The sequence below is a fragment of the Prescottella soli genome (assembly GCF_040024445.1).
GTDB classification, from domain to species: Bacteria; Actinomycetota; Actinomycetes; order Mycobacteriales; family Mycobacteriaceae; genus Prescottella; species Prescottella soli.
In genome coordinates this window covers 5,170,153-5,197,107 of record NZ_CP157276.1, presented here as the reverse complement: position 1 = coordinate 5,197,107, position 26,955 = coordinate 5,170,153, and the positions used below count along the sequence as shown (strand labels likewise).

General features: G+C 67.9%; 31 protein-coding genes and 1 tRNA gene. 16 read left to right on the top strand and 16 right to left on the bottom strand.

What is annotated here, in order from left to right; all coding sequences use genetic code 11:
- The first annotated feature begins 5 nt into the window (after window positions 1-5).
- The 3 genes from ABI214_RS24215 to ABI214_RS24205 are packed head-to-tail and all read left to right on the top strand — an operon-like array spanning window position 6 to window position 1,865.
- Window positions 6-461, top strand: a complete 456-nt coding sequence (locus ABI214_RS24215) for a low molecular weight protein-tyrosine-phosphatase (RefSeq protein WP_348611992.1) — start codon at window positions 6-8, stop codon at window positions 459-461.
- A gap of 29 nt (window positions 462-490) precedes the next feature.
- Entirely contained in the window at window positions 491-1,453 is a 963-nt protein-coding gene (locus ABI214_RS24210) for an SURF1 family cytochrome oxidase biogenesis protein (RefSeq protein ID WP_348604960.1), read from the top strand.
- Between the two features lie 37 nt (window positions 1,454-1,490).
- A complete protein-coding gene (locus ABI214_RS24205; RefSeq protein WP_348604959.1) occupies window positions 1,491-1,865 on the top strand; it encodes a hypothetical protein in 375 nt (124 codons plus the stop codon).
- On the opposite strand, the gene ABI214_RS24200 is transcribed toward ABI214_RS24205, so the two are convergent.
- Window positions 1,856-2,845, bottom strand: coding sequence for a cobalamin biosynthesis protein (locus ABI214_RS24200; protein WP_348604958.1), 990 nt, complete (start codon window positions 2,843-2,845; stop codon window positions 1,856-1,858). The two genes, ABI214_RS24205 and ABI214_RS24200, sit on opposite strands and share 10 nt — an antisense overlap.
- 70 nt (window positions 2,846-2,915) lie before the next feature.
- Here ABI214_RS24200 and ABI214_RS24195 point away from each other — a divergent pair, with 70 nt between their 5' ends.
- From ABI214_RS24195 to ABI214_RS24185, 3 genes are read left to right on the top strand one after another with little or no spacing between them, the layout of a single operon-like run.
- Window positions 2,916-3,587, top strand: coding sequence for a response regulator transcription factor (locus tag ABI214_RS24195; RefSeq protein ID WP_348604957.1), 672 nt, complete (start codon window positions 2,916-2,918; stop codon window positions 3,585-3,587).
- Complete coding sequence (locus tag ABI214_RS24190) at window positions 3,584-4,849, top strand: sensor histidine kinase (RefSeq protein ID WP_348604956.1); 1,266 nt, start codon at window positions 3,584-3,586, stop codon at window positions 4,847-4,849. Before ABI214_RS24195 ends, ABI214_RS24190 begins: the two co-directional genes overlap by 4 nt.
- Before the next feature lie 41 nt (window positions 4,850-4,890).
- Complete coding sequence (locus ABI214_RS24185; RefSeq protein WP_348604955.1) at window positions 4,891-5,418, top strand: DUF2231 domain-containing protein; 528 nt, start codon at window positions 4,891-4,893, stop codon at window positions 5,416-5,418.
- A 22-nt stretch (window positions 5,419-5,440) separates the two neighbouring features.
- Here ABI214_RS24185 and ABI214_RS24180 read toward each other — a convergent pair whose 3' ends face one another.
- From ABI214_RS24180 to ABI214_RS24160, 5 genes are read right to left on the bottom strand one after another with little or no spacing between them, the layout of a single operon-like run.
- A complete protein-coding gene (locus ABI214_RS24180) occupies window positions 5,441-7,006 on the bottom strand; it encodes a polyamine aminopropyltransferase (protein WP_348604954.1) in 1,566 nt (521 codons plus the stop codon).
- Window positions 7,003-7,473, bottom strand: coding sequence for a DUF350 domain-containing protein (locus tag ABI214_RS24175; protein ID WP_348604953.1), 471 nt, complete (start codon window positions 7,471-7,473; stop codon window positions 7,003-7,005). Before ABI214_RS24175 ends, ABI214_RS24180 begins: the two co-directional genes overlap by 4 nt.
- Window positions 7,474-7,505: 32 nt before the next feature.
- On the bottom strand, window positions 7,506-7,916 hold the full coding sequence (locus tag ABI214_RS24170) for a DUF4247 domain-containing protein (RefSeq protein WP_408586411.1): 411 nt from the start codon (window positions 7,914-7,916) through the stop codon (window positions 7,506-7,508).
- Window positions 7,904-8,407, bottom strand: a complete 504-nt coding sequence (locus ABI214_RS24165) for a DUF2617 family protein (protein WP_348604951.1) — start codon at window positions 8,405-8,407, stop codon at window positions 7,904-7,906. Before ABI214_RS24165 ends, ABI214_RS24170 begins: the two co-directional genes overlap by 13 nt.
- Window positions 8,404-9,000 carry a DUF4178 domain-containing protein gene (locus tag ABI214_RS24160; RefSeq protein WP_348604950.1) on the bottom strand — a complete coding sequence of 199 codons (597 nt, stop codon included), beginning with the start codon at window positions 8,998-9,000 and terminating at the stop codon, window positions 8,404-8,406. Before ABI214_RS24160 ends, ABI214_RS24165 begins: the two co-directional genes overlap by 4 nt.
- A 149-nt stretch (window positions 9,001-9,149) precedes the next feature.
- On the opposite strand from ABI214_RS24160, the gene ABI214_RS24155 reads away from it, so the two are divergent.
- Window positions 9,150-9,902, top strand: a complete 753-nt coding sequence (locus ABI214_RS24155) for a VIT1/CCC1 transporter family protein (RefSeq protein ID WP_348604949.1) — start codon at window positions 9,150-9,152, stop codon at window positions 9,900-9,902.
- Here ABI214_RS24155 and ABI214_RS24150 read toward each other — a convergent pair.
- Window positions 9,879-10,421 (bottom strand): protein-tyrosine phosphatase family protein, encoded by a 543-nt coding sequence (locus ABI214_RS24150; RefSeq protein WP_348604948.1) that lies wholly within the window; start codon window positions 10,419-10,421, stop codon window positions 9,879-9,881. The two genes, ABI214_RS24155 and ABI214_RS24150, sit on opposite strands and share 24 nt — an antisense overlap.
- Before the next feature lie 292 nt (window positions 10,422-10,713).
- Between ABI214_RS24150 and ABI214_RS24145 the strand changes: the two genes are divergently transcribed.
- Entirely contained in the window at window positions 10,714-11,619 is a 906-nt protein-coding gene (locus ABI214_RS24145; protein ID WP_348604947.1) for a hypothetical protein, read from the top strand.
- Window positions 11,620-12,229: 610 nt separating this feature from the next.
- Here the strand turns inward: ABI214_RS24145 and ABI214_RS24140 are convergent.
- Together ABI214_RS24140 and ABI214_RS24135 are read right to left on the bottom strand one after the other, a co-directional pair.
- Window positions 12,230-12,433 carry a transposase gene (locus ABI214_RS24140; RefSeq protein ID WP_348604946.1) on the bottom strand — a complete coding sequence of 68 codons (204 nt, stop codon included), beginning with the start codon at window positions 12,431-12,433 and terminating at the stop codon, window positions 12,230-12,232.
- Window positions 12,434-12,596: 163 nt separating this feature from the next.
- Entirely contained in the window at window positions 12,597-12,740 is a 144-nt protein-coding gene (locus tag ABI214_RS24135) for a hypothetical protein (protein WP_348604945.1), read from the bottom strand.
- Window positions 12,741-13,043: 303 nt separating this feature from the next.
- Here ABI214_RS24135 and ABI214_RS24130 point away from each other — a divergent pair, with 303 nt between their 5' ends.
- Entirely contained in the window at window positions 13,044-13,964 is a 921-nt protein-coding gene (locus ABI214_RS24130) for a hypothetical protein (RefSeq protein WP_348604944.1), read from the top strand.
- A 59-nt stretch (window positions 13,965-14,023) separates the two neighbouring features.
- On the opposite strand, the gene ABI214_RS24125 is transcribed toward ABI214_RS24130, so the two are convergent.
- The 3 genes from ABI214_RS24125 to ABI214_RS24115 form a co-directional block, all read right to left on the bottom strand.
- Entirely contained in the window at window positions 14,024-14,665 is a 642-nt protein-coding gene (locus tag ABI214_RS24125; RefSeq protein WP_348604943.1) for a hypothetical protein, read from the bottom strand.
- A gap of 145 nt (window positions 14,666-14,810) precedes the next feature.
- Complete coding sequence (locus ABI214_RS24120) at window positions 14,811-14,990, bottom strand: hypothetical protein (RefSeq protein WP_348604942.1); 180 nt, start codon at window positions 14,988-14,990, stop codon at window positions 14,811-14,813.
- Between the two features lie 40 nt (window positions 14,991-15,030).
- A complete protein-coding gene (locus tag ABI214_RS24115) occupies window positions 15,031-15,183 on the bottom strand; it encodes a hypothetical protein (RefSeq protein WP_348604941.1) in 153 nt (50 codons plus the stop codon).
- 146 nt (window positions 15,184-15,329) lie between these two features.
- Here ABI214_RS24115 and ABI214_RS25570 point away from each other — a divergent pair, with 146 nt between their 5' ends.
- Window positions 15,330-15,521: a recombinase family protein gene (locus ABI214_RS25570; RefSeq protein ID WP_408586532.1), complete on the top strand. Its 192-nt coding sequence runs from the start codon at window positions 15,330-15,332 to the stop codon at window positions 15,519-15,521.
- A gap of 710 nt (window positions 15,522-16,231) precedes the next feature.
- On the opposite strand, the gene ABI214_RS24110 is transcribed toward ABI214_RS25570, so the two are convergent.
- From ABI214_RS24110 to ABI214_RS24100, 3 genes are all read right to left on the bottom strand, one after another.
- Window positions 16,232-16,306 (bottom strand) — tRNA-Val (locus tag ABI214_RS24110).
- A gap of 32 nt (window positions 16,307-16,338) precedes the next feature.
- On the bottom strand, window positions 16,339-16,803 hold the full coding sequence (locus ABI214_RS24105) for a peroxiredoxin (RefSeq protein ID WP_348604940.1): 465 nt from the start codon (window positions 16,801-16,803) through the stop codon (window positions 16,339-16,341).
- An 88-nt stretch (window positions 16,804-16,891) separates the two neighbouring features.
- Complete coding sequence (locus ABI214_RS24100) at window positions 16,892-17,314, bottom strand: DUF3052 domain-containing protein (protein ID WP_348611990.1); 423 nt, start codon at window positions 17,312-17,314, stop codon at window positions 16,892-16,894.
- Window positions 17,315-17,680: 366 nt separating this feature from the next.
- On the opposite strand from ABI214_RS24100, the gene aceE reads away from it, so the two are divergent.
- The 6 genes from aceE to ABI214_RS24070 all read left to right on the top strand — a co-directional run bounded on the left by aceE (window position 17,681) and on the right by ABI214_RS24070 (window position 26,239).
- Window positions 17,681-20,539: a pyruvate dehydrogenase (acetyl-transferring), homodimeric type gene (gene aceE, locus ABI214_RS24095; RefSeq protein WP_348604939.1), complete on the top strand. Its 2,859-nt coding sequence runs from the start codon at window positions 17,681-17,683 to the stop codon at window positions 20,537-20,539.
- Between the two features lie 112 nt (window positions 20,540-20,651).
- The gene (locus ABI214_RS24090; protein WP_348604938.1) at window positions 20,652-22,007 is read left to right on the top strand and encodes a helix-turn-helix domain-containing protein; all 1,356 of its coding nucleotides are present in this window, start codon (window positions 20,652-20,654) and stop codon (window positions 22,005-22,007) included.
- A 128-nt stretch (window positions 22,008-22,135) separates the two neighbouring features.
- Window positions 22,136-23,053, top strand: a complete 918-nt coding sequence (locus ABI214_RS24085) for an ACP S-malonyltransferase (RefSeq protein ID WP_348604937.1) — start codon at window positions 22,136-22,138, stop codon at window positions 23,051-23,053.
- 89 nt (window positions 23,054-23,142) lie between these two features.
- Entirely contained in the window at window positions 23,143-23,454 is a 312-nt protein-coding gene (gene acpM / locus ABI214_RS24080; protein WP_348604936.1) for a meromycolate extension acyl carrier protein AcpM, read from the top strand.
- Window positions 23,455-23,461: 7 nt separating this feature from the next.
- On the top strand, window positions 23,462-24,709 hold the full coding sequence (locus ABI214_RS24075) for a KasA/KasB family beta-ketoacyl-ACP synthase (RefSeq protein ID WP_348604935.1): 1,248 nt from the start codon (window positions 23,462-23,464) through the stop codon (window positions 24,707-24,709).
- A 96-nt stretch (window positions 24,710-24,805) separates the two neighbouring features.
- Complete coding sequence (locus tag ABI214_RS24070) at window positions 24,806-26,239, top strand: acyl-CoA carboxylase subunit beta (RefSeq protein WP_348604934.1); 1,434 nt, start codon at window positions 24,806-24,808, stop codon at window positions 26,237-26,239.
- A gap of 202 nt (window positions 26,240-26,441) precedes the next feature.
- Here the strand turns inward: ABI214_RS24070 and ABI214_RS24065 are convergent, their stop codons facing one another.
- On the bottom strand, window positions 26,442-26,954 hold the full coding sequence (locus ABI214_RS24065) for a DUF3145 domain-containing protein (RefSeq protein ID WP_348604933.1): 513 nt from the start codon (window positions 26,952-26,954) through the stop codon (window positions 26,442-26,444).
- Window position 26,955: the final 1 nt, after the last annotated feature.

Sequence of the window (26,955 nt, the reverse complement as noted above, 5' to 3'; positions counted from 1 at the left end):
TGCGCATGATTCACGTCACGTTCGTGTGCACCGGCAACATCTGCCGCTCCCCGATGGCGGAGCGGATCTTCGCCGAGCACGTGCGCCGCGCCGGTCTCGCCGACCGGGTCCGGGTGACGAGCGCGGGCACCCACGACTACCACGTCGGCGACGGCGCCGATCGGCGCACCGACAAGGTGCTCGAGGCCGCCGGCTATCCGACCGGACACCGTGCCGCGCAGGTCGACGACGACCACCTGGCCGCCGACCTGGTGGTTCCGCTGGACCGGGGGCACGACCGGATCCTCGCCCGCCTCGGCGTGCCCGCCGAGCGGCGCCGGCTGCTGCGCAGCTTCGACCCGGACGCGGACGGCGATTCGGTGCCCGACCCGTACTACGGCGACATCACCGATTTCGAGCTGGTGCGCGACCAGATCGAGGCCGCCGTGCCGGGCCTGCTGGCCTGGGTGCGCGAGAACTGAGCTGCCGGCGAGCCAGTACCGTGGTAGCCGTGCGAAGGCTGACGTTTCTGTTGCGACCCGGCTGGCTGGCGTTGGCCGCCGTCGTGGCCGGTTTCGCCTTCATGTGCTTCACGGTGCTGGCACCGTGGCAGCTGGGCAAGAACACCCGGACGTCGGAACGCAACGGGCTGCTCGAGCAGTCCATCAACGCCGACGCGGTGCCGATCGACAGCCTGATCGTCGGGACCGGTCCCACCCCCCAGGACGAGTGGCGCAAGGTGGTCGCGACGGGTACCTACGTCCCCGACAGCGATCTGCTCGTGCGCCTGCGTTCGGTCGAGGACGCGCCCGCCTACGAGGTGCTCACACCGATCCGGTTCGGCGACGGGCAGACGATGCTCGTCAACCGCGGCTACGTGCGCCCGGTCCAGGGCACCGACGCCCCGCCGATCCCGGCCGCACCGGCCGGTGAGGTGACGCTCCAGGGCCGCATCCGCATGTCCGAGGGCACGGTCGTCGGCAAGGAACCGATCAACGAGGCCGGCGCCAAGCAGGTGTACTTCATCGACTCGGGCCAGATCGGGCTGTTCATCGGGACGGACCTGGTCAACGGCTATCTGCAGCTCGACGAGGACCAGCCGGGCGGACTCGGCACCATCCCGCTGCCTCAGCTCGACGCCGGACCGTACCTGTCGTACGGCCTGCAGTGGCTCGCGTTCGGCATCATGGCGCCGCTGGGTCTGGCCTACTTCGTCCGGGCCGAGCTTCGCGAACGCCGGAAGGCGCGCGACGCCACCGCAGCAGCTGCGGCACCGCCGGAGGAGGCGCCCGCGACACCTGCGCCGGAGCCGGAGCCGACGGTCACCACGCCGACCGAACCCGAGGTGCAGACGCCGAGTGACGACTTCCAGCTTCCGGCCCGCAAGGGACTGCTCAAGAAGTCCAAGGCGCCGGACGCGCCGCTGAGCGAGTCGCAGGCGAAGCTGGCCGACCGCTACGGCAGGAACCGCTGATCCCAGTCCCGCCGACGGGACGCCATATGCTCGCGGCATGAAGGCTGCCAGGGTCGTCTCCGCCACCGCTGCCGTCGCGCTGGTGCTTCTCCCGCTCGGCATCGGCGCGATGGTCGCCTTGCGCGCGGCGCAGCAGGGCAAGGACCTGCAGGCGTGGCCGCTCGTGCTGCTCTGGGTGGTGTACGGATCGTTCGTCGCGGCGGTCGCGTTCCGCGTGCTGCGGCGCACCGCGGTCACGGAGGCGGCCGAGGCGCTGGCGCAGGCGCGCCGCGACGACGACGCCCGCGTGCTCGAGCAGATACCCGCCCCGGCCCGCCCGCCGCGGATCAGCTTCGACGACCTCGACGATCCCGAGGCGATGCGTCTGCTCGAGTACAACGACCGACTGGCCCGCCTCCGCGATCAGCGTTGACGTAGCCGGGCCGCCGCGAGGGTGAGCGCGGCGGCCGCCACGGCGGCCCCCACCTGCACTGCCGACGACAGCCGCGCCGCCCGCTCGAGGTCTGCGACGACCGGCGCCGGCCCGGTGCCGAGGGTCGGCCGCATCTCGACGCCGTGCGCGTACTCGGTCCGCCCACCCAACTGCACGCCCAGTGCGCCCGCGGCCGACGCCTCCGCAACGCCCGCGTTGGGGCTCGGATGCTTCGACGCGTCCCGCCGCCACGCGTCGAGTGCGCCGCGCGCCGACCCACCGACCACGGGCGCCGCGGCCACCGTGAGTGCCCCGGTGAGGCGGGCCGGTGCGAGGTTGACCAGGTCGTCCCAGCGCGCCGCCGCCCAGCCGAACCGCGAGTACTTCTCCGAGCGGTAGCCGATCATCGCGTCGAGCGTGTTGGAGGCGCGGTACGCGAACAGCCCCGGCACGCCCGCGACGGCGCCCCAGAACAGCGCGCCGACGGTGGCGTCCGAGGTGTTCTCGGCGACCGATTCCAGGCTCGCGCGGGCCAGGCCGTCGGTGTCGAGGACGCTCGGGTCGCGGCCGCACAGCGACGGCAGCAGCGCCCGCGCCGCCTCCAGGTCGCCGGCCTCGAGGTGCCGCGCCATCGCCCGCCCGGTCCCCGCCAGCGAGGTGCCGCCGAGGACGGTCCAGGTGGCCGCCGCCGTCACCGTCGTCTCGCCGAGCCAGCCGAGGCGCGCGCCGAGGCGGTGGGCCGCGACGCCGCCGGCCGCGGTCGCGCCGACGAGCACCGCTGTGTGCACGGCGCCCGACAGTCGGCGGTCCGCGTACGTCCGCCGCTCCAATCCCATTGCGGCGAGACCGAATCCGGCCACCGGATGCCACCTGCGCGGATCGCCGACGACCCGGTCGGCGGCGTAGCCGAGGAGCAGACCCGCCGCTCGGGCGGTGGAACGAGAACGTCGGGCCGGGACTCGGCGGGCACAGCGGAACACGACGGTATTTCTACCAACCCTGCGCCACGCGGCGCCCACGGAGTCGCCGGGCAGTGGCACCCTCGACACCATGCCGACGAGTGCCGAAGCGCCGACCGTCCTGCTCGTCGAGGACGACGACCGCCTCACCGACCTGCTCAGCGACCTCCTGTCCGAGGAGGGCTACCGCGTCGACGTGGCCCGCGACGGCCAGACCGGCCTGCACCAGGGCCTGACCTACCGATACGACGTCGTCGTCCTCGACCGGGGGCTCCCGCTGCGCGACGGGATCGAGGTGCTCCGTGCCCTGCGGCGGCGCGCGGTCGACACCCCGGTGCTCGTGCTCACCGCCCGCGGCACCCTGGACGACCGGGTCGAGGGGCTCGACGCCGGCGCCGAGGACTACCTGGTCAAGCCGTTCGAGATACCCGAGTTCCTGGCCCGGCTCCGGGCGCTGCGACGCCGCCGGCTCGAGGTCGCGGAGTCGCTTCCGGTCGCGGGCCGGACACTCGACCTCGCGAGCCGGACGGTGACCGGCCCCGACGGCGCCGTCGAGTTGTCGGCGAGCGAGTGCGCCCTGCTGTCCGTCCTCGCCCGATCCCCCGGTCAGGTGTTCACCCGCGGGCAGCTCCTCGACGCCGCTTTCGGGGCCGCCGGCACCCCGGGCACGGTCGACACGTACGTCCACTACCTGCGCCGCAAACTCGGCCGCGACGTCGTCCGGACGGTGCGCGGGGTGGGCTACCGGCTCGGTTCACGATGACGACCCGGAGATTCGGCCGCCGCCCACGCCTGTCCACCCGGCCGGCGGCGGTGATCGGGGACGAGCACGTGTTGCGGCGGGCCGGACGGGTCGCCGCGCTGCAGGCCGCGGTCGCGCTCGCCGTCGTGCTGGTCGTGGTCGGGCTCGTGGTGTTCGTGGTGGACACCCGTGCCCAGTCGAGGCAGATCGACGCCACGTTGCGGTCCGTGGTCGCGGCCACCGAGGACGTCGACGATCCACCGCCCGACACCGCGCTCGCGCTGCGGACACCGGACGGCACGACGGAGGTGAGCGCGGGCGCGCCGCCGCAGGCCGCGGCGCTGCTCGACGAGCCCTCCGGCTTCACCACCGTCCGCGACGGGGAGCGGCACTATCGCGCATTCGTCGCCGACAACGCCCACGGCCGCGCCGCCGCCCTCCTGGATCTCGAGCCGTACGAGACCGGACGGGAACGGCTCCTGTCGGCCCTCGTACTGGCCGAGATCGCCGGCATCGCCGCCGCCGTCCTCGTCATAGTCCTGTTGTCCCGCAGATCGATCCGCCCGCTGACGCTCGCACTGTCGTTGCAGCGAAGATTCGTCGCCGACGCCTCGCACGAGCTGCGCGCCCCGCTCACCGTCCTGCACACGCGCGCGCAACTGCTCGCCAGGCGGGCCGACCGGCTCGAGCCCGCCGAGGTCGCGCGACAGCTCGACGGGATCGTGGACGACACCCGCGCGCTGAGCGAACTGGTCGAGGATCTCCTGCTGTCCGCGGCATTGGAGACCGGACCGCACACTCGCGAGCCGGTCGAGATGGTGGCCCTGTGCGAGCAGGTTCGCGACAGCGTCGCCGCGCACGCCGACTCCCTCGGTGTCACCGTCGACGTCGAGCGGGACGTCGACGCGCTGGTGGTGACCGGGGCCCGGCCGGCGCTTCGGCGAGCGGTGCACGGACTGGTCGACAACGCCGTCACCCACGTGCGCCCGGGTGGCCGAGTGACCGTCCACGTCGGTCACGACGACGAACACGCCCGAATCTCCGTAACCGACACCGGCGTCGGTATCGCACCCCACCAGCTGCAGCGATTGTTCACCCGCTTCGCGCATGGCCCCGACCAGCCCGCCGGGGGCCGGCGGTACGGGATCGGTCTGGCCCTGGTCCGGGAGATCGCCGTGGCGCACGGCGGCGACGTGCTGGTCCACTCGACCGAGGGCGTGGGGACGACGTTCACTGTCGTCCTGCCCCGCAGTTCCCAGGAGACTCCAAGAATTCGCGCCTAGGGTGGCCGCCAGTCGTACACATCCCGACGGAGGCGATCATCATGGGCCCCACGACATTCGACGGCATGCCGATCCACCCGCTGCTCGTGCACTTCGTGGCGGTGCTGGTGCCGATATCCGCGCTGCTGGTGCTGCTGTCGGTCTGCTGGCCCGCCGCACGACGCCGAATCGGCATCATCTCCCCCGCGCTGGCACTGATCACGCTGATCCTGGTGCCCCTCACCACGCACGCGGGCGAGTGGCTCGAGAAGCAGACGCCCCGCGAGCCGCTGGTGCGGATCCACGCCGAACTCGGCGATCAGTTGATCTTCTGGTCGGCGGGAGTCTTCGTGGTCTCCGCGGTGTGGTGGGCCATCCACGATTCGCGGGTGCGCGGATGGTGGGAGTCTCGCGGCGGGTCGACGGGCAGGCAGACGCCCCGGGTCGTGGCGATCGCGCTCACCGTCGTCGCGATCGCCGTGTCCGTAGGCTCGGTCGTGCAGGTCTACCGGATCGGCGAGAGCGGGGCGGCCGCGGTCTGGACCGGGTCCGACGCCGCGAACGAGGCACCGGCAGCCGCGTCACGGTGACCGCGCCGACGGCGCCTCGTCGTCACCGCTCGAAGCCCCGCCGCATGTCGTCGACGATGCGCGGCCGGTCCAGGGTCGACGGTTCGAGGTCCCGGCGCTGACGGTCGAGCGGGAACACCGCCGCCGACGCGAGCGTCGCCGTGTCGAGGAACCGGCGCGGAGCGGCCTCCGGCGAGAGCTCCAGCGCGGGAGCCGGTCCCACCTGCGCGAGGACGTAACCCCAGTCCCCGAAGCTCGGGACGTACACGTGATAGGGCGTCGTTCCCAGTCCCACCGATCCGACGGTCGCGACCGTTCGCCAGAACGCGTCGGGGGTGGAGTACGGGCTGCCGGACTGGACGACCATCCGGCCGCCGGGCGCCAGGACGGTGGCCGCCACGCCGTAGAACTCGGTGGAGTACAGCCGGCCCAGCGTCGGGGTGTCCGGGTCGGGCAGATCGACGATCACCGCGTCGAATCCGGCGTCCGCGTGTTCGCGCAGCCACCGGAACGCGTCGTCGACGACGACCGTCACGCGCTCGTCCTCGAGCGCGCCGGCGTTGAGCGCCCGCAGCCGGGTGTTCGCCAGGTCGAGCACCGCCGGGTCCAGTTCCACCTGGACGATCTCCCGAACACCGGGGTTGCGCAACACCTCCCGGGCCGCGAGCCCGTCGCCGCCGCCGAGGATCAGCACCCGCCCGGGACTGCGGGCCAGTGCCGGGTACACCAGCGCCTCGGTGTACCGGTGCTCGTCGCGGCTGGAGAACTGCAGGTCGCCGTCGAGGTAGAGGCGCACGTCGCCGGCGCGTTCCGTAACCACGATCTCCTGATACTGCGACCGCTGGGCGTACACGACCGGGTCGGGATACAGGCGCTGGCGGGACGTCGTCTCGATGTCCGACGCCCGCACCAGCAGCCCCGCGAGCAGCGCCGCGGCCAGCAGCAACGCGATCATTGCCGCCGCCCGCACCGTCGGACGCAGGTGTCCGCGCAGGAGGAACAGCGCCGCGACGGCCGCCGCCACCAGATTCACCATGCCGGTCAGGGCCGTGCCCCGGATCAGGCCCGCAGCAGGTAGCAGCACGAACGGCCATGCCAGGCCGCCGATCAGCGCGCCCGCGTAGTCGGCGGCGTTGAGGTTGGCCAGCACCTTGCCGGTGTCGGCGGCGTCGCCGTCGCGGCCGGTCTGCAGCAGCGTCATCAGCAGAGGGACCTCAGCGCCGACGAGCATGCCGATCGCCGCGGTCGCGAGCACCAGCACCCACGTCGACGACCCGAGGAACGTGAACGCCACGTACAGCGCGGCCGCGCTGACGCCGCCGACCAGCCCGAGCACCACCTCGACCGCGACGAACGACGGCGCGGCCTGCCGCAGCAGGGGCTTGGCCGCGAGCGCACCGAGGCCGAGCGCCGCGACGAAACCGGCCACGATGAGCGAGGTTTCGGTGATGCCGCCGCCGGTGAGGCTGGTCGAGAGCGTGAGCAGCGCCAGTTCGTACACGAGCCCGCACGCCGCGCACGCCGCGACGGCGGCGAGCAGCACCACCCGCGACCGGCGGCCCAGCGCGGGCGACGTCGGGGCCGGCTCGACGGACGCGGTGACGGTCACGACAGCGCGGCGGCGTTGACCAGACCGACCGAGAACAGCGTCACCGCGACGGCCCACGCGGCCCCGCTCATCCGCGGCTCGCCCACCAGCGTGACGAGACGCCCAGGCAGCAGCACGTTCATGATCGCGAGCGCTGCGGCCTGCAGCACGACGCCGACGACGCCGTACACCAGCGAATCGGTGATGCCCTGGGCGAATCCGTCGGAGCTGGTCAGGATGGCGGTGACCACGATGATCGCCAACGTCAGGTGGTTGGCCCCCAGCAGCAACGCCGCGTTGGGGTTCTTCTCGACGTACACCTGGTGCCGGAGATTGCCCGGCGTCAGTGCGTCGAGCATCGCGAATCCGGCTGCCAGCACGCCGATCCCGACCACGAAGTAGGCGAGCGTGCCGAGAACGCCCCCGACGATCGGGAGGAACTCGACGGTTCCGATCTCGGTGGGGGCGGCCAGGTTCGTGACGGTCATGTTCGTGCTCCCCGCGTGGTGTGTGATGGCGGTCATTTCGCGGATCCCGATCCGCCGGAGGTGTTGCCCGCGGCCGGCGATCCGGGTGTGAATCCGGTGCCCAGGTAGGTGAAATGGCCGCTGCGGTAGCGGCCGTCGAGGTCCTCGACGTCGATCGTGCTGCCGCCGCCCGGGGCGGGCCCGACGGTCACGATGTCGTCGTTGTACCGCAGGTATTCGTTGTTGCCGTCGGCCTTGCGCGCCGCCGGGACGTCGTCGCGGACGATGCGTTCGACGGTGGTGCCCACGGGATCCGGCGAGAAGTACGTGGTGATGTCACCCTGGGTGCCGCGGTGCGCGAATTTGTCGGCGATGTGGTCGCGCACTCCCCCACCGCATCCGGTGGTCAGCAGCAGCGTCGCGACCGCGAGGACACCGGCCGCCCCACGCCTCACGGTCGCCACCTGCTTTCGGTCTCGACGACCGTGCCGGTCACCGGCCCCGGATACAGATGCCAGGTCCGCCATCGCCATTCGCCGTCGGTCGCGGCGGCCGTCAGCGCGGTGAGGGCGTCGCGGTCGCCGGGGAATGCCCCGCAGATCCAGTCGTCGCCACCGGCCTGGAGACGCAACCACTCCGCACGTCGCCTCAACTCCACGGCCGGCACCCGCTCGACGCGCGAGACGAACCGGTAGCCGGTCCGTTCGTCGAACTGCGGGAGGTCCCGCCCACCGGCCCGGCGGGCGTCGCACGAGACCTGCTCGGTGAAGAGCCGCCCCGGCGCGGAGGCGATCACGACGTGCGACGCACCGAGGACGCCGAGTGTGAGCGTTCCGCCCGCGTCGTCGCGAAGGTGCAGTTCCGCGAGCGCCTTCGGGGCCGGGGCATCGACGACCAGGCCGAGCGCATCCGCGTCGACGTCGGACGGCGCGACGTCGAGCAGGTGCACGGTCACGCCGCGGGGCCCGCGTGGATGACGGTCAGCTCACCGCGCGTGACGGCGCGACCGGTCGACACCTCCCATGATGCGGCCTTCGCCCACCGCTCGAACGCGAGCAGACCGGTCTCGTCCGCGGTCGCGTAGTCCGCGTAGTCCATCGACCCGGACGGCGCTGTGCCGGTGGTTCCCTCGGCGGTGAAGCGGGCCGAGCCCGACTCGATCTTCCGGTACACGCGGTCGTCGAGGATGACGTCGCCGCCGGGTTCGAGACCGGTCCCCTCGCGCCGCATCCACAGCGTCATCTCGAGCTCGCCCTCGTCGTCCTCGACCGTGAGCCACCGACGGCCGGTCGAGCCGTCGAGCAGGTGCTCGTGCCAGCGGTATCCCTCCTGGTCGAGGGTGAGGGTGCCGCGGACGACGTGGTCGATGCCGGCGTACGTGACGATGTCGCCGACACCGATCCGGTGCGGGTCGTAGACCTCCGGGTAGTCGGCGAGCGGATCGACCCGCGGCGACGAACCGGGAGTTCTTGTGCGCCAGACGAATACAGCGATCCCCGCGATCAGAACCAAGATCAACAGGACTATCAGAAGAATCAGGACACCCATCCGGACAGCATTCCCCCCGTGCTCGACTCGTTGCGCCGCCAGACCCTACCGGCGCGCGGCCGCCGACAGCCAGTCGCCCAGCTCGAACGCACCTTCGGACAGCCTTGCATTGCTGGTGGAACGGACTCGCTCGCAATAGCCTTCGGGTTGTGACCGCGAACCAGGAATCACCCGATGCGACCGACGGCACCGGCAACGGACCGCATCCCGCGGAGCCGCACGTGGCAGGGCTCTCGTCGCGCTTGAACTGGCTGCGGGCCGGCGTGCTGGGCGCCAACGACGGCATCGTCTCGGTCGCCGGTCTGGTGGTCGGTGTCGCGGCGGCCACCACCGACCGCGGGCCGATCCTCACTGCCGGGCTGGCCGGTCTGGCCGCCGGCGCCGTGTCGATGGCCCTGGGCGAATACGTATCGGTCAGCACCCAGCGCGACACCGAGCGTGCACTGCTGGCCAAGGAGCGGCACGAGCTGTCGACCATTCCCGAAGCCGAACTCGACGAGCTGACCTCGCTCTACGAGGACAAGGGGCTGTCGCCCGCGACGGCACGCAAGGTCGCCGAGGAACTCACCGCGCACGACGCGTTCGCCGCGCACGCCGAGGTCGAGCTGGGCATCGACCCCGACGAGCTCACCAACCCGTGGCACGCGGCGCTCGCGTCGGCGATCGCGTTCACGGTGGGCGCGATCCTGCCGATGCTCGCGATCCTGCTGCCCCCGGCCAGTGCGCGCATCCCGGTCACGTTCGTGGCAATGCTGGCGGCGCTGGCGATCACCGGCAGCCTCAGTGCCCGCCTCGGCGGCGCGAGCCGACCCCGCGCGGTCCTGCGGGTGGTGACGGGCGGCGCACTCGCGATGGCCGTCACCTACGGGATCGGCCAGCTACTCGGCGTCGCCGGCGTCTGACGCGGGTACCACCGGCTCCCCCAACAGCCAACTTTCGAACGCCTCGTTGCACAGACACGCCGGGGAACGCCGCGCCCGCAGCAGCGCCACCGCTCCCGCCGGGTCCGCCTCACCCGACATCACCAGGGCCCGGGCCGCCACCAGGCTCGACCGGTTGAGCCCCACCTGGCAGTGCACCAGCACCGGACCGGTCTCGCGGCACACGTTCACCCACGCCGCGAGCGCGTCGACCTGCTCGAACCCCTGCTCGCCGCTGTCGTACATCCGCACGTAGACCTCGGAGTCGATGTTGTGCCGCACGTCGTACTGCTCCCACGGGTACAGCGACACCACGTGGACGACGAAGTCCGGCAAGACCAGGCCGTCCCGGCAGCCGCCCTGCCACAGGTTCGGGGCGACCTCGCTGATCACCGGCACGTCGAACGGGATGTGCCCGTGCGCGGTGATCCCGACCAGGTGCTGACGCATCGGGTCGATCTGGATGTCGATCGCGGTGGGGTCGACCAAGTCGTCGTTCACGCTCGGGTCCGTTCGGGTCGCGGCCAGGAGTTCCTGAGGATTCCAGTATCTCCGGTTTTCCCGCGACAACCACGCAAATTCCTGCAGCGGAGCAGACAATCGCCTCTCGACCGATCCGAGGCCCCCTTCCCGTTCTGCGCCGACACGCCTCCCTGTCTGGGGCCCAAGTCTCGCCGTGTCGGCACCTCAGAGCAATCAGCCGCCACAGCGGTGCTTGTCAGACTCTGCCCGTAGCGTGCGCATCGCTGTAGGTCGAGTGAAGACCAGGGCTGATCGGGAGGAACAAAAGCAAATGGACACGGCTTCGGCGTTGTGGCAAATCGCGATCGGCATCGTGATCGCAGTGGTAGTGGCTGCACCAGTAGCGGCAATCACAAACCGGGTGAATCGCACGGATAGCGAGGGCGGCCGCGTCGTGGTTGCAGGCCGTGACGCGGTTGTCGACCAAAGCACCCACCACAGCGTCACGACCGTCATCAACTACGAGTCGGTTCAGAATTACGTGCACGAGAAGTCTGGCCGGGCAGGCGACGAGGATGACGCCTGGGTCCAAATCGTGGCCGCGTTGATCGGCGCCGTGGTTGTTGGCGGAGTGTTCGCGCGTTACTCGAACTGGGTGCTACTTGTCTCCGCAGGTGTCACGGGGACGATCGTGATCTGGGCTGCACTGATGTTCAACGCGTCACGCCAGCGGTTCGGCAAACTTCCCACGCCAGCTGTCGTGATCACCTGGCATGTCGCGACCGTACTCGCTCTAACGATCGCAGGCTGGGTGATAGTCCTCAACACCACCCGTCGCGGCGTCAGGTTTGAAGAGGCCGTCGCTGTAGCCCAGGCATCCGACAGCTGGCTTCCATACCAAGACCTCGTCGACGCGTTCGGCTTCACCGGATTCCTCGTTGTCGCAAGCTTCGGGGTGGCCATTCTGGTTGTGGCACTGCTTGCAGCTCTCGCTGGATTCGACTTGTGCATGTGGGCTGCCGTATTGAGGGTGTCGTCAGCGATCACGCGTGGGGCCACCGTTTCGTCTTCGGCCGTACAGCTTGCGGGCAGGTTCCAGCGGATCACCTCATCCTCGCTGATCGGAGTTGGGATTCTCGGTGGATTGGCCATTCTGTTCGCGACCGGCATGCTGTTCGAGTTGCTTCCGCCTTCCGACAGTCCAACGCAGATTCCAGGGTCTGCTCCGATCCAGTAGCCTCTCGGCAAACTGGGCGCATATCGGAAGGAGCAGTCTGTAGCGTTGGTGCTCGACCCGGTTACTGACCGTCCGAATTCGGCGCGTTGTCCCGCGAGTGTCCCAAGACGTACACGTACCACGATGTACGGTGTGGACAGCTCGGAACCGAATAGGGCGCTGAACTGCACGGCCGTGGACACACGGTACTCGCTCGGACGAGCTGTGGCGCTTTTACACACCAGCGGTCGGGGTTCGAAACCCTCCGCGCCCAGTGGAATGATCCCCCTGGACCGCAGAGAACATGCAGTCCAGGGGGATTCCTATTGCCCAGCAGCTTCTTCTTCGTCCGAGTTTGCCCACACTTGCTTTCACTCTTGCGGCACTCAACGCCGCCGTTACGACCTCAGGATCGTCGTCGAGGAGACCCGCGTACACGCCGAGCATCATGTTGTCGCCATCGGCCCTGGGCCTTCTCATCGAGCAGAAACGTCAAAGCCGTCCAGAATCTGCTCGGTGCAGATCAACGGCGGCGAGGGTCGAGTTCCCTCGCGAAGAAGATCGAGGCTGATTTCAGGATCTCGTTGGCTTCCTTGAGATCTCAATTCTCACGTTCAAGTTCCCTGATCCGCTACTGCTCCGCGGAGGTGGCTCCGGGCATCTGAGCCGTGTCGATCTGGGCCTGCTTGGTCCAGGCCCGAAGAGACTCCGGGCCGAAACCGAGCTTCGGCCCGATGGCTTGACAGGCGGCGTGGAGGGACCGGTACTCGTCGAGGTGGTCGAGGACCATCTTCACCGCTCGCTCACGCTGCTCGGCGGGGTAACGCTTGGGCATGGCCTGCATCCTTCACAAGAAAGGAAGCGGCATCAAACCCGGGACGGTTCACGTTCACGGTGTACTGGATCTCGCCGTCAACGCTCCCTTCGGCGTCGCACCAGGGGCAGCCGCGAGGGTTGAACTCCGGCCAGATATATTTCCACTCAACATCTTTGAGCGCTTACGCGCCGGCTGGCGTCCAGTCGACCGAGGCGAGTAGCTTCTGGCCATCCTCGCTCACACGCATCTTGCTGATCCCGGCCGCAGCCTTCTGCCAGCTCTCGTGCGCGTAGTTGACCGGGGCCTTCTTGTCGGCCTCGACCACGCTCACACCTTTGACGAAGTTGGGCGCAAACTCATGCGGATCAGCTTCAGTGATCTCGAAATCACCGTGGTACGGGGTTTCCCAGTTACCAGTTCATAGAAGTTCAATTTCGCCGAGAGCATTGCCGGTAGCGTCAGCTTTGATCAAAATCTTCGCAAGTAGATGATTCGGTTACATCTGCCGCTAATATCTTGCGGCTTGAATCAAAAGTCAGTAGCCGGTAGTCATCGGCTGCAGCCGCGTGTCGGTCGGCTCGAGTAAGATCAACTCAGTCAGTGAAGAGCACGGGGAGGAACGAACGCGTTGGGCAAGAAGCCAGGTCGCAAGAGTCAGAATCGGCCGCCGAAGCCGGCCGCTCCACCGAAGCGGCAGAGGCAGTCGCTCCCGGAAATCCAAGCCCCTAGGAACGGAAACGGCGGCACCGTTACGGCAACGTTCGTCACCCACCAGGACTCGATTCTTCCTGTGCCGCTCAAGTTTCCGCCACCGCTTGCCCATCTCGCCGCAGATCCGTCTGCGTTTGAGTACAACTGGCAGCACCTCACGTACGCCTTTCACCTCCCCGACCCGGCGACATTCGCCCCTCTTACACAGAAGATCTCGGCCGAAGATCGTCGAAACTTACTTCGGTTCGTTCAGGTATGTGAGAAGACCGCAGGCTACACCGTCGTCAGCCACAAGGGCGGCGCCACTCTCAAGATGGAGCGCGGTGAAGCAACGGTAGAGTTCGAGCAGGCGGACGACGAGGACACCGTTGGATTCTCCGTGCGCTTCAGGCAGCTCCATAAGTCCAGTGTCGGAGACCCAGACTTTGAGAACGTTGCGAACATCCTCGCCAAGTACTCAAAGAACGAAGCAGACGGGGCCGACGAACGGATGGCCGCCCTGTCGGAGTGGCGCAAGACACGTGGCGCACTGATGAACCGTCCACTGCAAAACATTGTGTGCCGCATGGTTCTTGAGAAGGATGGCTACACGCCTGACAAGATCGCAGAGCATGAGATGTACGGGGATGTGAACCCGAACGACATCATCAACCTGTTCAACTACGGCGAGCTGATTCACTTCGGCCAGCGGAGCGAGGAGTACGACGAACTCGCAGAAGACCCCGAGAAGCAAGGTTTCAAGCACCACGACTTCATCACCTCGATGCTTGGCCTTATCCACGTGTACTTCGGATTCTCACGAGTCATCGTCGCTGCGCTCGCTAGTCAGATGAGATAGGAGGTGGAAGGTTTGCGGAGACCAACCCCATTGGGAACCGCCTCAACCACTCCAACAGATCAGTATCCGTAGACCACCCCACACCGACACCACGGGTGGACACTCGGCCGATCCTTCCCATTACTGAACAGCTTGTCGATGTCGACCGTCCCTCCGTCCATCGGTCCGCACATCCGCACGCACCGGCCAACGCCTCCCAGGTCTTCGTCTTGGCTCCGGTCTCGATAGCAAAAGTTCTTCAGTCCCGCCTGGTAGGCGTTCATGCTCTCCGTCTGGGCGATGGCCTCGCGAATCAGCTTCCGGTTGGTCTCCGTCACCTGGCTGACAAGCGCGGCGGTCTGCTCACGAGCAGCTATCAGCACAGACTCGCTCAGTGTCGAGATCCCCAGGTTGATGCCGTACTCCAGCTCGCCGAAGTGACCACCAGTAGCGACCAGTGCCGTTGGGGCGTCGACCACGGCCTTGGTGAGGCTGATTGCTTCTCCTTGCCACACCTCGTCGTCCTCGTCGGCGAGGAGGTTCGCGGCAGCCTTGACCGGCTCGAGAACTAGAGACCAATCGACGTAGCTCGGTGCTCGCCCGGCGAGGCCGGCTAGATACTCGGCAATACCCTCCACGAGTTTCGCTTCGTGAAGCAGATACGGGGGGACTTCATCGTGTTCGCCAAGTCGCTCCCCCGTTCGAGTCGCTAACGCTGCCATCTCTGTTCGACGTCTCCTAAGCGATGCGTGAAGCCGCGGATGACATGGACAGCAAGTACACCGAGTACATAGCTGAAGTCAGGCTGCGGGAGACGCAGGTTGCACGGAAGCACTGAAGGCCAGTGGTGTTGAGGTACCGGCTATCTCACGAGATGGCGCTGAAGAGGCCGGCCAGGATTCCCCAGACAACCACGAGGGCGCCGCCGAGAGCGAAAAAACCAAGGATCGCGGCCAGGCCGGCCCAGGCACGGAGCAGCGCGATGAAGGCGCCCGCGCCGCAAACGATGGTAATCAGTAGGGCCATCGCCCAGGTCTCAGAGTCCACGCGATGAAGGTCCAGGCGCGTGCCGACAGCACCCTATAGGTCAGAGCGACTGAATGATGTCCAGCGCGTCGTCCTGACTCAGCTCCCCGGTGTCTACAAGCTCCTTTGCAAGCTTGTGGATGTCATTCACGAGACCGTCGCTCGGCCTCTCCTTGTTCACCCGGATCAGCTTGTACATCTGCTCGCGGCTCATCCTGAACACCTTCCGTCGTAGAGGTTCGACGGAGCGTAGCACTGCACACCACCAACAAAACTGAAGAGAGGAGGCCTATGGCCAAAGTCATCGCGCACGCACGCGTCAGCACAGGAGTCCAAGACGCGGAGAACTAAGAGTTCGAGATCCGTAGCTTAATGGAGCACCGCGGAATCAGGTGCGACAAGTTCATATCCGAGGTTATCGCGGGCAAAGTCGACGTGAAGGATCGGAAGATCGGCGCAGTGCTCGAATCACTCAAGGCCGGCGACACCTTGATCGTATCCGAGGTACGCCGCATCTCGCGAAGCCTGACTGCGGTGCTGACCACGATCTAGGACGCAACGAAGCGCGGTATCAACATCACGGCGAACGACCGCGACGGGCACCAGCACCAGGTCGGCTCACTCGGGCTCCGCAAGCAAGAGTTGGCCGACCTTAGATCGGAACACATCGACATGGAGGCCCACACCATATAGATCGTCAGGACTCGAACGATCGCGGGCGGGAGGTCATCATCGGCAAGCCCAAGACGGAGCGCTCGAATCGAGAGCTGCCGATCCCCGATCCCGTCGACACGCCTCTGTTCCACGCACGGGGCGTACAGCACGGTGAGCCAGTACTGACTTACAAGGAGAGCAGCTACGTTCTTCGTAGACCTTCTCGCACCGCGGTGTACCCCGGACTACCTCACAGACCGCTCGAATGCCGCCTGTGACCGCCCTCGGGCACCTGCGATCAATCCCCATGACGAACGCCACACCTGTGCGACGCTCATGATCCTCAACGGCGTACCGATCCGACCGTCTCGGGCTGGTTGGGGCACGCCACGGCGTCGTTCACGATGGCCCGTTGCGTCCACAACCAGCCACACGCGCTGACCGCTGCGGCGAAGAGACTAGCCCGACTGGTGACGATGAGGAGCAGACCCGCGGCCACCGGCGCAGAGTTATCGGGAGATGTGACAATCCGTGACAACTTGGCGGCGTTGTGACAACGCGCTACACGCTCCAAGATGCGAAACAACACCTCTCACCTGTAACAACCTTGGTGGGCGCGGAGGGTTTCGAACCCCCGACCGCTGGTGTGTAAAACCAGAGCTCTACCACTGAGCTACACGCCCGAAATCCGGCGACGACTGCCGCCGGAATCGCTTCAGGACTTTAGCGCGGTGAGCGCTTTCTCCCAAGCTGCCTGGTCACGGGGTTCGCCGGGGCCGTTCATCTCCGCGAAGCGGATGATGCCGTCCTTGTCGATCGCGAAGGTGCCGCGATTGGCGAAGCCGAGCTTGTCGTTGAACACTCCGTACGCCTCGGCGACGGCGCCGTGCGGCCAGAAGTCCGACAGCAGCGGGAACGTGTAGCCCTGCTCGGCGGCCCAGATCTTGTGGGTCGGCGACGGGCCGACCGAGATCGCGAGGATCTCGGCGTCGTCGTTCTGGAACTTCGGCAACTCGTCGCGCACGCGGCACAGTTCGCCCTGGCACACGCCCGTGAACGCGAGCGGGTAGAAGACGAGGAGGACGTTCTTCTTGCCACGGAAGTCGGACAGCGTGACTTCCTGGTTGTTCTGGTCCTTGAGCGTGAAATCGGGCGCGGTGGCGCCCACCTCGAGAGGCATGCCTGGTCCTAACGTCGGGTACGTCGGCGCATCCGCCACGACAAACGTACGCCGCGCGGATGAACGGAACTGCGGTTACGGGGGTCGATCAGCGCTTGGGTGCGCGCGCCTTCGGCTGGACCAACCGGCTGCCGCTCCACGACCCGAGGTTCGCGGCCGACGTCTGCGTCAAGCCGGCGGTGGGAGCGGATTCGGCGATCTCGCTGGGCTCGACGTGGCCGGGTCGACCCGTCTTGGGAGTGAGGACCCACACGAAACCATCGTCCGACAGCGGGCCGATAGCGTCCATCAGCGCGTCGACCAGGTCGCCGTCACCGTCGCGCCACCACAGCAGCACGACGTCGACGACCTCGTCGGAGTCCTCGTCGACCATCTCGCCACCGATGGCCTCTTCCACCGACGAACGCAGCTCGTCGTCTGTGTCCTCGTCCCAACCCAGTTCCTGAACCACCATGTCGTGGATAACGCCGAGTTTCTGAGCGTAGTTCTGAGCGTCCTCCGCGGCGACCACGGTGGTGTCCTCCTCTGTTCGGTGGGGCGCGAACTTCCGCGTACCCCGGTCGGGATCGAGCATGTGTCGATCAATAGTGGAAAGCGAACATGGTCGAAGCCTTTCGCGCAAGCTGACGAACGAGAAAATCTCGAGAAAGTGCTCGCAGGACGGCGCGTACCGCCCCTATCAGGGCAAATCCCCGGCCGAACATGGTGCCGCGACGCGCCGGGTACCGAACAACAGGAGCGGGGGTGCTCAGTTCGTCTGGATGGTGAAAGATGAGTGCTGCGCCATATTCATATGGAAACTCGGTAGGTCCTAACAAGGACCGACCGGATGGAGCGGACGCGACACCGCGCGTCCCACCACAATGAGGAGCACACCTTGTCAGACCTGATCCAGGGGCCCGCGTCTCAGCCGAACGCCGACACACCAGGCGTCTCCGGAGGGGCCTCGTCACCCGCTGCGAACGCGCAGCCCGGCACCGACGGCCGGGTCCGCGTCATCCGCGAAGGGGTGGCTTCCTATCTGCCGGACATCGATCCGGACGAGACCAGCGAGTGGCTCGAATCGTTCGACGGCCTGCTGGACCGGGCGGGCCACGCCCGCGCTCGCTACCTGATGCTGCGCCTGCTCGAGCGCGCCGGCGAGAAGCACGTCGCGATCCCCGCGCTCACCTCGACCGACTACGTCAACACGATCCCGACCGAGAACGAGCCGTGGTTCCCCGGCGACGAAGAGGTCGAGCGGCGGTACCGCGCCTGGATCCGCTGGAATGCCGCGATCATGGTTCATCGCGCCCAGCGACCGGGCATCGGCGTGGGCGGTCACATCTCGACCTACGCGTCGTCCGCGGCGCTGTACGAGGTCGGCTTCAACCACTTCTTCCGCGGCAAGGATCATCCCGGCGGCGGCGACCACATCTTCGTCCAGGGGCACGCCTCGCCGGGCATCTACGCCCGCGCGTTCCTCGAGGGGCGCATCCCGGCAGAGCAGCTCGACGGGTTCCGCCAGGAGGCCAGCCACGCCCAGTCCGGCGGCGGCCTGCCGTCGTACCCGCACCCGCGTCTGCTCCCCGACTTCTGGGAGTTCCCGACGGTGTCGATGGGCCTCGGGCCCATGAACGCCATCTACCAGGCGCGTTTCAACCACTACCTGCACGACCGCGGCATCAAGGACACCGCCGACCAGCACGTGTGGGCGTTCCTCGGCGACGGCGAGATGGACGAGCCGGAGTCGCGCGGTCTCGCGCACGTCGCGGCCACCGAGGGCCTCGACAACCTGACCTTCGTCGTCAACTGCAACCTGCAGCGTCTCGACGGCCCGGTCCGCGGCAACGGCAAGATCATCCAGGAGTTGGAGTCGTTCTTCCGCGGTGCCGGCTGGAACGTCATCAAGGTCGTGTGGGGCCGCGAGTGGGACTCGCTGCTGCACGCCGACAAGGACGGTGCGCTCGTCAACCTGATGAACGAGACGCCGGACGGTGACTACCAGACGTACAAGGCCAACGACGGCGCCTTCGTCCGCGAGCACTTCTTCGGTCGGGATCCGCGCACCAAGGCCCTCGTCGCGGATATGAGCGACCAGGAGATCTGGAACCTCAAGCGCGGCGGCCACGACTACCGCAAGATCTACGCGGCGTACGCGGCCGCGATGGCGCACAAGGGTCAGCCGACGGTCATCCTGGCGCACACCATCAAGGGCTACACCCTCGGCAAGCACTTCGAGGGTCGCAACGCGACGCACCAGATGAAGAAGCTGACGCTCGACGACCTCAAGCGTTTCCGCGACATCCAGCGGATCCCGATCTCCGACGCGGAACTCGAGAAGGATCCGTACCTGCCCCCGTACTACCACCCGGGCCCGGATTCGCCGGAGATCCAGTACATGCTGCAGCGCCGCAAGGCGCTCGGCGGTTTCCTGCCGTCGCGCCGCACCGACGCCGCGCCGCTCGCCCAGCCGGACGACAAGACGTACGCGCCGGTCCTGAAGGGGTCGGGCAAGCAGGAGGTCGCGACGACGATGGCCGTCGTGCGCATCCTCAAGGAACTGTTGCGCGACAAGGAGATCGGCAAGCGCATCGTCCCGATCATCCCCGACGAGGCCCGCACGTTCGGCATGGACTCGTGGTTCCCGTCGCTGAAGATCTACAACCGCAACGGACAGCTGTACACCTCGGTCGATGCCGAACTGATGCTCGCCTACAAGGAGAGCTCGGTCGGGCAGATCCTCCACGAGGGCATCAACGAGGCCGGCTCGACGGCGTCGTTCACCGCGGTGGGCACGTCGTACGCCACGCACGGCGAGCCGATGATCCCGGTCTACATCTTCTACTCGATGTTCGGGTTCCAGCGGACCGGTGACGGCCTGTGGGCGGCGGCGGACCAGATGGCCCGCGGCTTCGTCCTCGGCGCCACCGCCGGCCGCACCACCCTGACCGGCGAGGGCCTGCAGCACGCGGACGGCCACTCGCTGCTGCTGGCGTCGACCAACCCGGCCGCGGTGTCCTACGATCCGGCGTTCTCGTTCGAGATCGCGCACATCGTGAAGGACGGCCTGCGTCGCATGTACGGCGGAACGCCCGGCGTGGACGGCTTCGGTGGAGAGAACATCTTCTACTACCTGACGGTCTACAACGAGCCGTACCAGCAGCCCGCCGAGCCGGAGAACCTGGACGTCGACGGCCTGCTCAAGGGCATCCACCTGTACAAGCGGGCCGAGAACTCCGGTCCGCGGGCCCAGATCCTCGTCTCGGGCGTCACGATGCCCGAGGCTCTGCGCGCGCAGCAGTTGCTCGCCGACGACTGGGGTGTCGCCGCGGACGTGTGGTCGGTGACGTCGTGGGGCGAGCTGCGTCGTGAGGGCATCGAGTGCGAGCGCGAGGCGCTGCACAACCCGGGCGTCGACGCACCGCAGCCGTACGTCACCCAGGTCCTCTCGCAGGCGCAGGGTCCGTTCGTCGCGGCGTCGGACTGGATGCGGGCGGTGCCGGACCAGATCCGCCAGTGGGTCCCCGGCTCCTACACCACGCTCGGCACCGACGGGTTCGGCTTCTCCGACACCCGTCCGGCCGCGCGCCGGTTCTTCAACGTCGACGCCGAGTCCATCGCGGTCGCGGTGCTCTCGTCGCTCGCGAAGTCCGGCGAGCTCGACCGGTCGAAGGCCGTCGAGGCGGCGGCGCGCTACCGGATCGACGACGTGCTCGCCGCGCCGGAGCAGACGTCGGATCCCGGCGTCGCGTGACGCCGAGCCGATCGAACTGATCGGCCGCGCCCGACGCGGAACACGCTGAACGCCCGTCGCCGGCACGAGTGTCCTCGGACCTCGTGTCGGCGGCGGGCGTAAGTTCCTTTTCATGGCCGCGGATCAGCCCGAGACGTCGAATCCTTCCCCGCCCGCGCGCGCGGAGCAGCCGAACCCGCCGCAGCCCCGACGGGCGCGCTACCAGCCGCCGGCCCCGAACCCCACGGGACGGCCGAGCCGCGACTCCTTGCCCGACGCGCTGTTGCGCCGCGTCAAGCAGTTCTCCGGCAGGCTGTCCACCGAGGCGATCGCCGCGATGCAGGGTCAGCTGCCGTTCTTCGCCGACCTCGACGCCGAACAGCGCGCGAGCGTGCAGATGATCGTCCAGAGGTCGGTCGTCAACTTCCTCGAATGGCTCACGGACTCCGACAGCGACATCCGGTTCACCATCGACGCATTCCAGGTGATCCCGCAGGACCTCGCCCGGCGGCTGACCCTGCGGCAGACCGTCGACATGGTGCGGGTGGCGATGGAGTTCTTCGAGCAGCGCCTACCCGCGCTCGCCCGCAACGACCGACAGCTGGTCGCGCTCACCGAGTCGATCCTGCGGTACGGCCGTGAGCTCGGCTTCGCGGCGGCGTCGGTGTACGCGAGCGCGGCCGAGTCGCGCGGTGCGTGGGACACCCGGCTCGAGGCCCTCGTCGTCGACGCCGTCGTCCGCGGCGACACGGGATCCGAGCTGCAGTCTCGAGCCGCGACCCTGAACTGGGACGCGACCACACCGGCGACAGTGATCGTCGGCACTCCCCCGCCCGAGGAAAGCCTCTCGGTGATCGGCACAGTGCACACCACCGCCCAGAAGCATGGGCGGGCGGCGCTGGCCGTCGTCCAGGGCGAGCGGCTCGTGATGGTGGTGAGCGGCGAGTTGCACGGCACCAAGGGCGCCCACGAATTCGTGCACGAGCTGATGGAGAGCTTCTCGGACGGTCCAGTGGTGATCGGTCCGACCACCCCGACGCTGGGCGCCGCGCACTTCAGCGCCGTCGAGGCGCTGGCCGGAATCGAGGCTGTCGTGGGCTGGCGAGGGGCACCTCGTCCCGTGTTTGCCGCCGAGCTGTTACCCGAACGTGCACTGCTCGGAGACATCGCCGCTGTCGCCGCCCTCAACGAGCGTTTGATACAGCCGCTGTCGACCGCCGGCACCGCCCTCGCGGAGACTCTCGACGCCTATCTGGACTCCGGTGGTGCGGTGGAGGCGTGTGCCCGTCAGCTGTTTGTTCATCCAAATACGGTTCGGTACCGATTGAAGCGCATTTCGGAAATCACGCGACGGGATCCGACGAACCCACGCGACGCGTATGTGCTCCGCGTCGCAGCGACAGTCGGCCGACTTGCCCAAACGCGCGTTCAATCCGCGACTTCCGACGCATCCGTCGCAAATTTCACATTCCGGAATGTTGGGGCGTAACACTGGAGCGCCCGAATCCGATAGCGCGCGCCGACGTGCCTTTTTGTGGGGAACCTACAAAACACCTGTCCAGAGTTCATCCCCGACAACATCTCGCGCGGACCCGGTGAACGTGTTCTCTTGTAGGCGTGATTTCGTTGCTAGCCCCGGGTCAGGGCTCCCAGACACCCGGCATGCTCAGCCCATGGCTCGAGCTGCCGGGCGCACACGATCGCGTGGCGTTGTGGTCGAAGGCTTCCGGTCTCGACCTCGAGCGCCTCGGTACCACCGCGTCGGCGGAGGAGATCACGGACACCGCCGTGACTCAGCCGCTCGTGGTGGCCGCCGCCCTCCTCGCGTACGAGGAGCTCGAACGCCGCGGACTCGTCCCGGCGGACACCATCGTCGCCGGTCATTCCGTCGGTGAACTCGCCGCTGCCGCTGCCGCCGGAGTCCTCTCCGCCGACGATGCGGTGATGCTCGCCGCGATCCGCGGCGGCGAGATGGCGAAGGCGTGCGCGCTGGAGCCCACCGGCATGTCCGCGGTCCTCGGCGGCGACGAGGATGCGGTCCTGTCGCGGCTCGAGGAACTCGACCTCACGCCGGCGAATCGCAACGCGGCCGGTCAGATCGTCGCGGCGGGTCGCCTCGACGCTCTCGAGCAGCTCGCAGCGAATCCCCCGGAGAAGGCCCGCGTCCGCGCCCTACCGGTCGCGGGGGCGTTCCACACTCGGTTCATGGCACCCGCGCAGGACGCCGTCGCCGAGGCCGCGTCGCGGATCGCACCCAGCGATCCCGTCCGCACCCTGCTCTCCAATTCTGACGGCGCGCCGGTGGCCTCCGGCGCCGACGCCCTGACTAAGCTGGCCGCGCAGGTGACCCGACCTGTGCGTTGGGACCTGTGTACCGCGAGCCTGCGGGCCGCTCAGGTCTCGGCGATCGCGGAACTTCCTCCGGCAGGCACCCTCATCGGGATCGCCAAGCGCGAGATGCGCGGCACACCGACCGTGCCGCTCAAGGAGCCCGGAGATCTTTCCGCACTGACCGAATTCACCGAAGACGGTTAGCTCGCCGCGCGCTCACGATGCGCGTGCCCGGGTCGGCCCCGGCCGATCCGAACCCGAAGACACGAAACAACGAAGAAGGGAGCCACGTAGTGGCCGCCAACCAGGAAGACATCATCGCCAACCTCGCCGAGATCATCGAAGAGGTCACCGGCATCGAGCCGTCCGAGGTCACGATCGAGAAGTCGTTCGTCGACGACCTCGACATCGACTCGCTGTCGATGGTCGAGATCGCGGTCCAGACCGAGGACAAGTACGGCGTGAAGATCCCGGACGAGGATCTCGCGAGCCTGCGTACCGTCGGCGATGTCGTCGCCTACATCCAGAAGGTCGAAGCCGAGGGCGGCGAGGCTGCCGAGACCGTCAAGGCCAAGCTCGAGGCCGCGAAGAACGACGACGAGTGAGCCAACCGTGACCTCCGCTTCTACCAGAGGGAAATTCCCCAATATCGTCGTCACCAGCCTCGCGGCTACGACGTCGGTTGCCGGAGATGTGGATGGCACGTGGAAGGGCCTGCTGGCCGGTGAGAGCGGCATCGACGTTCTCGAGGGCTCGTTCGTGGAGGAATTCGACCTACCGGTGCGGTTCGGTGGCCAACTCAAGGTCCCGTTCGACGACGCACTGAGCAGGGTCGAGATCCGACGGATGAGTTTCGTCGAGCGTCTCGCTCTAGTTCTGGGTCGGCAGGTCTGGCAGAACGCCGGCAGCCCCGAGGTCGACAAGGATCGACTCGGGGTTGTCATCGGCACCGGACTCGGCGGCGGCGAGGCTCTCGTCGACGCCGTGGACAAGCTGCGCGCAGGCGGTTACCGCAAGGTGTCGCCGTTCGCGGTTCAGATGGTGATGCCGAACGGTCCGTCGGCCACCGTCGGACTCGAACTCGGCGCGCGCGCCGGTGTCATCACGCCGGTTTCGGCGTGTTCGTCCGGGTCGGAGGCCATCGCGCATGCGTTCCGCATGATCGCGATGGGCGACGCGGACATGGTCGTCACGGGTGGAGTCGAGGGCAACATCGACTCCGTGCCGATCGCGAGCTTCGCAATGATGCGCGCGCTCAGCACCCGCAACGACGACCCGAAGGCGGCCTCGCGCCCCTTCGACAAGGACCGGGACGGGTTCGTCTTCGGTGAAGCCGGCGCCATGATGATCCTCGAGACCGAGGAGCATGCGAGGGCACGTGGGGCGACGATCCACGCTCGACTGCTGGGCGCGGGGATCACCTCCGACGGCTACCACATCGTGGCACCCGATCCGGAAGGCACCGGGGCGGCTCGCGCCATGACCCGGGCCATCGAGACCGCAGGTCTCACCAAGTCCGACATCAAGCACATCAACGCACACGCCACCGCGACTCCGATCGGCGACATCGCCGAGAGTCTGGCCATCAAGGCAGCGGTCGGCACGCACGCTGCGGTGTATGCGCCCAAGTCGGCTCTGGGCCACTCGATCGGCGCCGTCGGCGCCCTCGAGGCTGTGCTCACAGTCCTGAGTGTGCGTGAGGGCATCATTCCCCCCACGCTCAATCTGGACAACCAGGATCCGGAGATCGATCTCGACGTCGTGAAGGGTGAACCCCGCTACGGCGACATCGATTTCGCGATCAACAACTCGTTCGGTTTCGGTGGGCACAACGTCGCGCTCGCCTTCGGCCGGGCATAACCCAGCCGAACTCGCTGGATCGCCAGGTGGGGGCCCCGTACCCGGGGTCCCCACCCCCGAACCTTCGCCCCATGTGGGCTTGCTCAGGAGGACACGATGACCGTCTTGGCTCCCGCGACGCAGTCCGAAGCATCGACCGATCCGCGCGATCCGCTCGCGCGTCTCGCCAAGCTGTTCGATGCCGGCACCGTCGCTCCCCTACACGACCGTGACAAGTCCGGTGTGCTCGCCGCAGCCGGCGAGATCGACGGCGTGCGCACGATCGCCTACTGCTCGGACGCCACCGTCATGGGCGGCGCGATGGGCGTCGACGGCTGCAAGCACATCGTCGCCGCGATCGACACCGCCATCGCCGAGAAGGCACCGGTCGTCGGCCTGTGGCACTCGGGCGGCGCCCGCCTCGCCGAGGGTGTCGAGGCCCTGCACGCCGTCGGCCTGGTCTTCGAGGCGATGGTGCGCGCGTCGGGTCTGATCCCGCAGATCTCGGTGGTGCTCGGCTTCGCGGCCGGCGGCGCCGCCTACGGTCCCGCACTGACCGACGTCGTGATCATGGCGCCCGAGGGCCGCGTATTCGTCACCGGACCGGACGTCGTCAAGAGCGTGACGGGCGAGCAGGTCGACATGGCGACCCTCGGTGGCCCCGACACCCACACCAAGAAGTCCGGTGTCGCCCACATCGCCGCGCGCGACGAGGACGATGCCTACCACCGCGCCCGCCGTCTGGTGTCGATGTTCTGCGAGCAGGGCGAATTCGATATCGCTGCCGCCGAGCACGGTGACACCGACCTGCGCGCACTCATGCCGGAGTCGGCCAAGCGCGCGTACGACGTGCGCCCGATCGTGCACGAGTTCCTCGACAACGTCGAGGGCGAGTCGAGCTTCGAAGAGCTGCAGGGCAACTGGGCTCGCAGCATCGTCACCGGTGTGGGTCGCCTCGGCGGCCGCACGGTGGGCGTGATCGCGAACAACCCGCTGCGCCTGGGCGGCTGCCTCAACTCCGAGAGCGCCGAGAAGTCGGCCCGCTTCGTCCGGCTGTGCAACGCGTTCGGCATCCCCCTCGTCGTCATCGTCGACGTCCCCGGCTACCTGCCGGGTGTCAGCCAGGAATGGGAGGGCGTCGTGCGCCGCGGTGCGAAGCTGCTGCACGCGTTCGCCGAGGCGTCGGTCCCCCGCGTCACGCTGGTCACCCGAAAGATCTACGGCGGCGCCTACATCGCGATGAACTCCCGTGCACTCGGCGCGACCGCCGTGTACGCGTGGCCCGAGTCCGAGGTCGCGGTCATGGGCGCGAAGGCCGCGGTCGGCATCCTCCACAAGCGTGCTCTCGCGGCCGCCCCGGAGGAGGAGCGCGAGGCTCTGCACGAGCGTCTGGCCGCCGAGCACGAGGCCATCGCCGGTGGCGTCGGCCGCGCCATCTCGATCGGTGTCGTCGACGAAACGATCGATCCCGCCAAGACCCGCAGTGTCATCACCGCGGCGCTCGCCGCTGCCCCCGCGAACCGCGGACAGCACAAGAACATTCCGCTGTAAGCCTGCAGCGATTCGAAGGGCCCCGCGTCGTCGACGCGGGGCCCTTCGCGGTTTCCGAGCCGCGTGCGCGTCCGGGATCCCGAATCGGACGAAAACCGCAATCGTAGATCTCGCAACGACTTTCGAAGAATACGTGCGAATCTCGGCGCACGACAACGACCTTCGTGACCGCGCCCGGCAAGCGAATTCGTGCGACCGGGGTCTAGCCGACGTTGCGATGCAGCCAGGTCACTTCCGCCCCTTCGCCGCCGCTGCGGTAGGGCTCGAGCACGTCGTCCCACGGAGTGCCCAGTGCATGCTCGACGGCGCCGGCGAAGTCGTCGCGCCCCTTCGCCAGCAGCGCGCGCAGTTGCATCTCGCCGACCACGACGTCCCCGTTCGCGCTCATGGCACCGCGCCACAGCCCCAGTCCCGGCGCATGCCCGAATCGTTCGCCGTCGACGCCGTCGCTCGCGTTCTCGGTCACCTCGAAGTACAGCAGCGGCCACGCCCGCAGAGCGCTCGCAAGTCGGGCCCCGGTGCCCACGGGACCGACCCAGTCACAGGTTGCCCGGAGTGTGCCGTCGGATGCGGGCTGCGCGGTCCAGCGCAGGTTGGGGCGGGCATCGAGGATCGAGCCGAGCGCCCACTCGACGTGTGGACACACGGCCGCTGGCGACGAGTGGACGTAGATCACTCCGGTCGTCGCGTCCGCGAACTGGTTCAACGAGCGCACT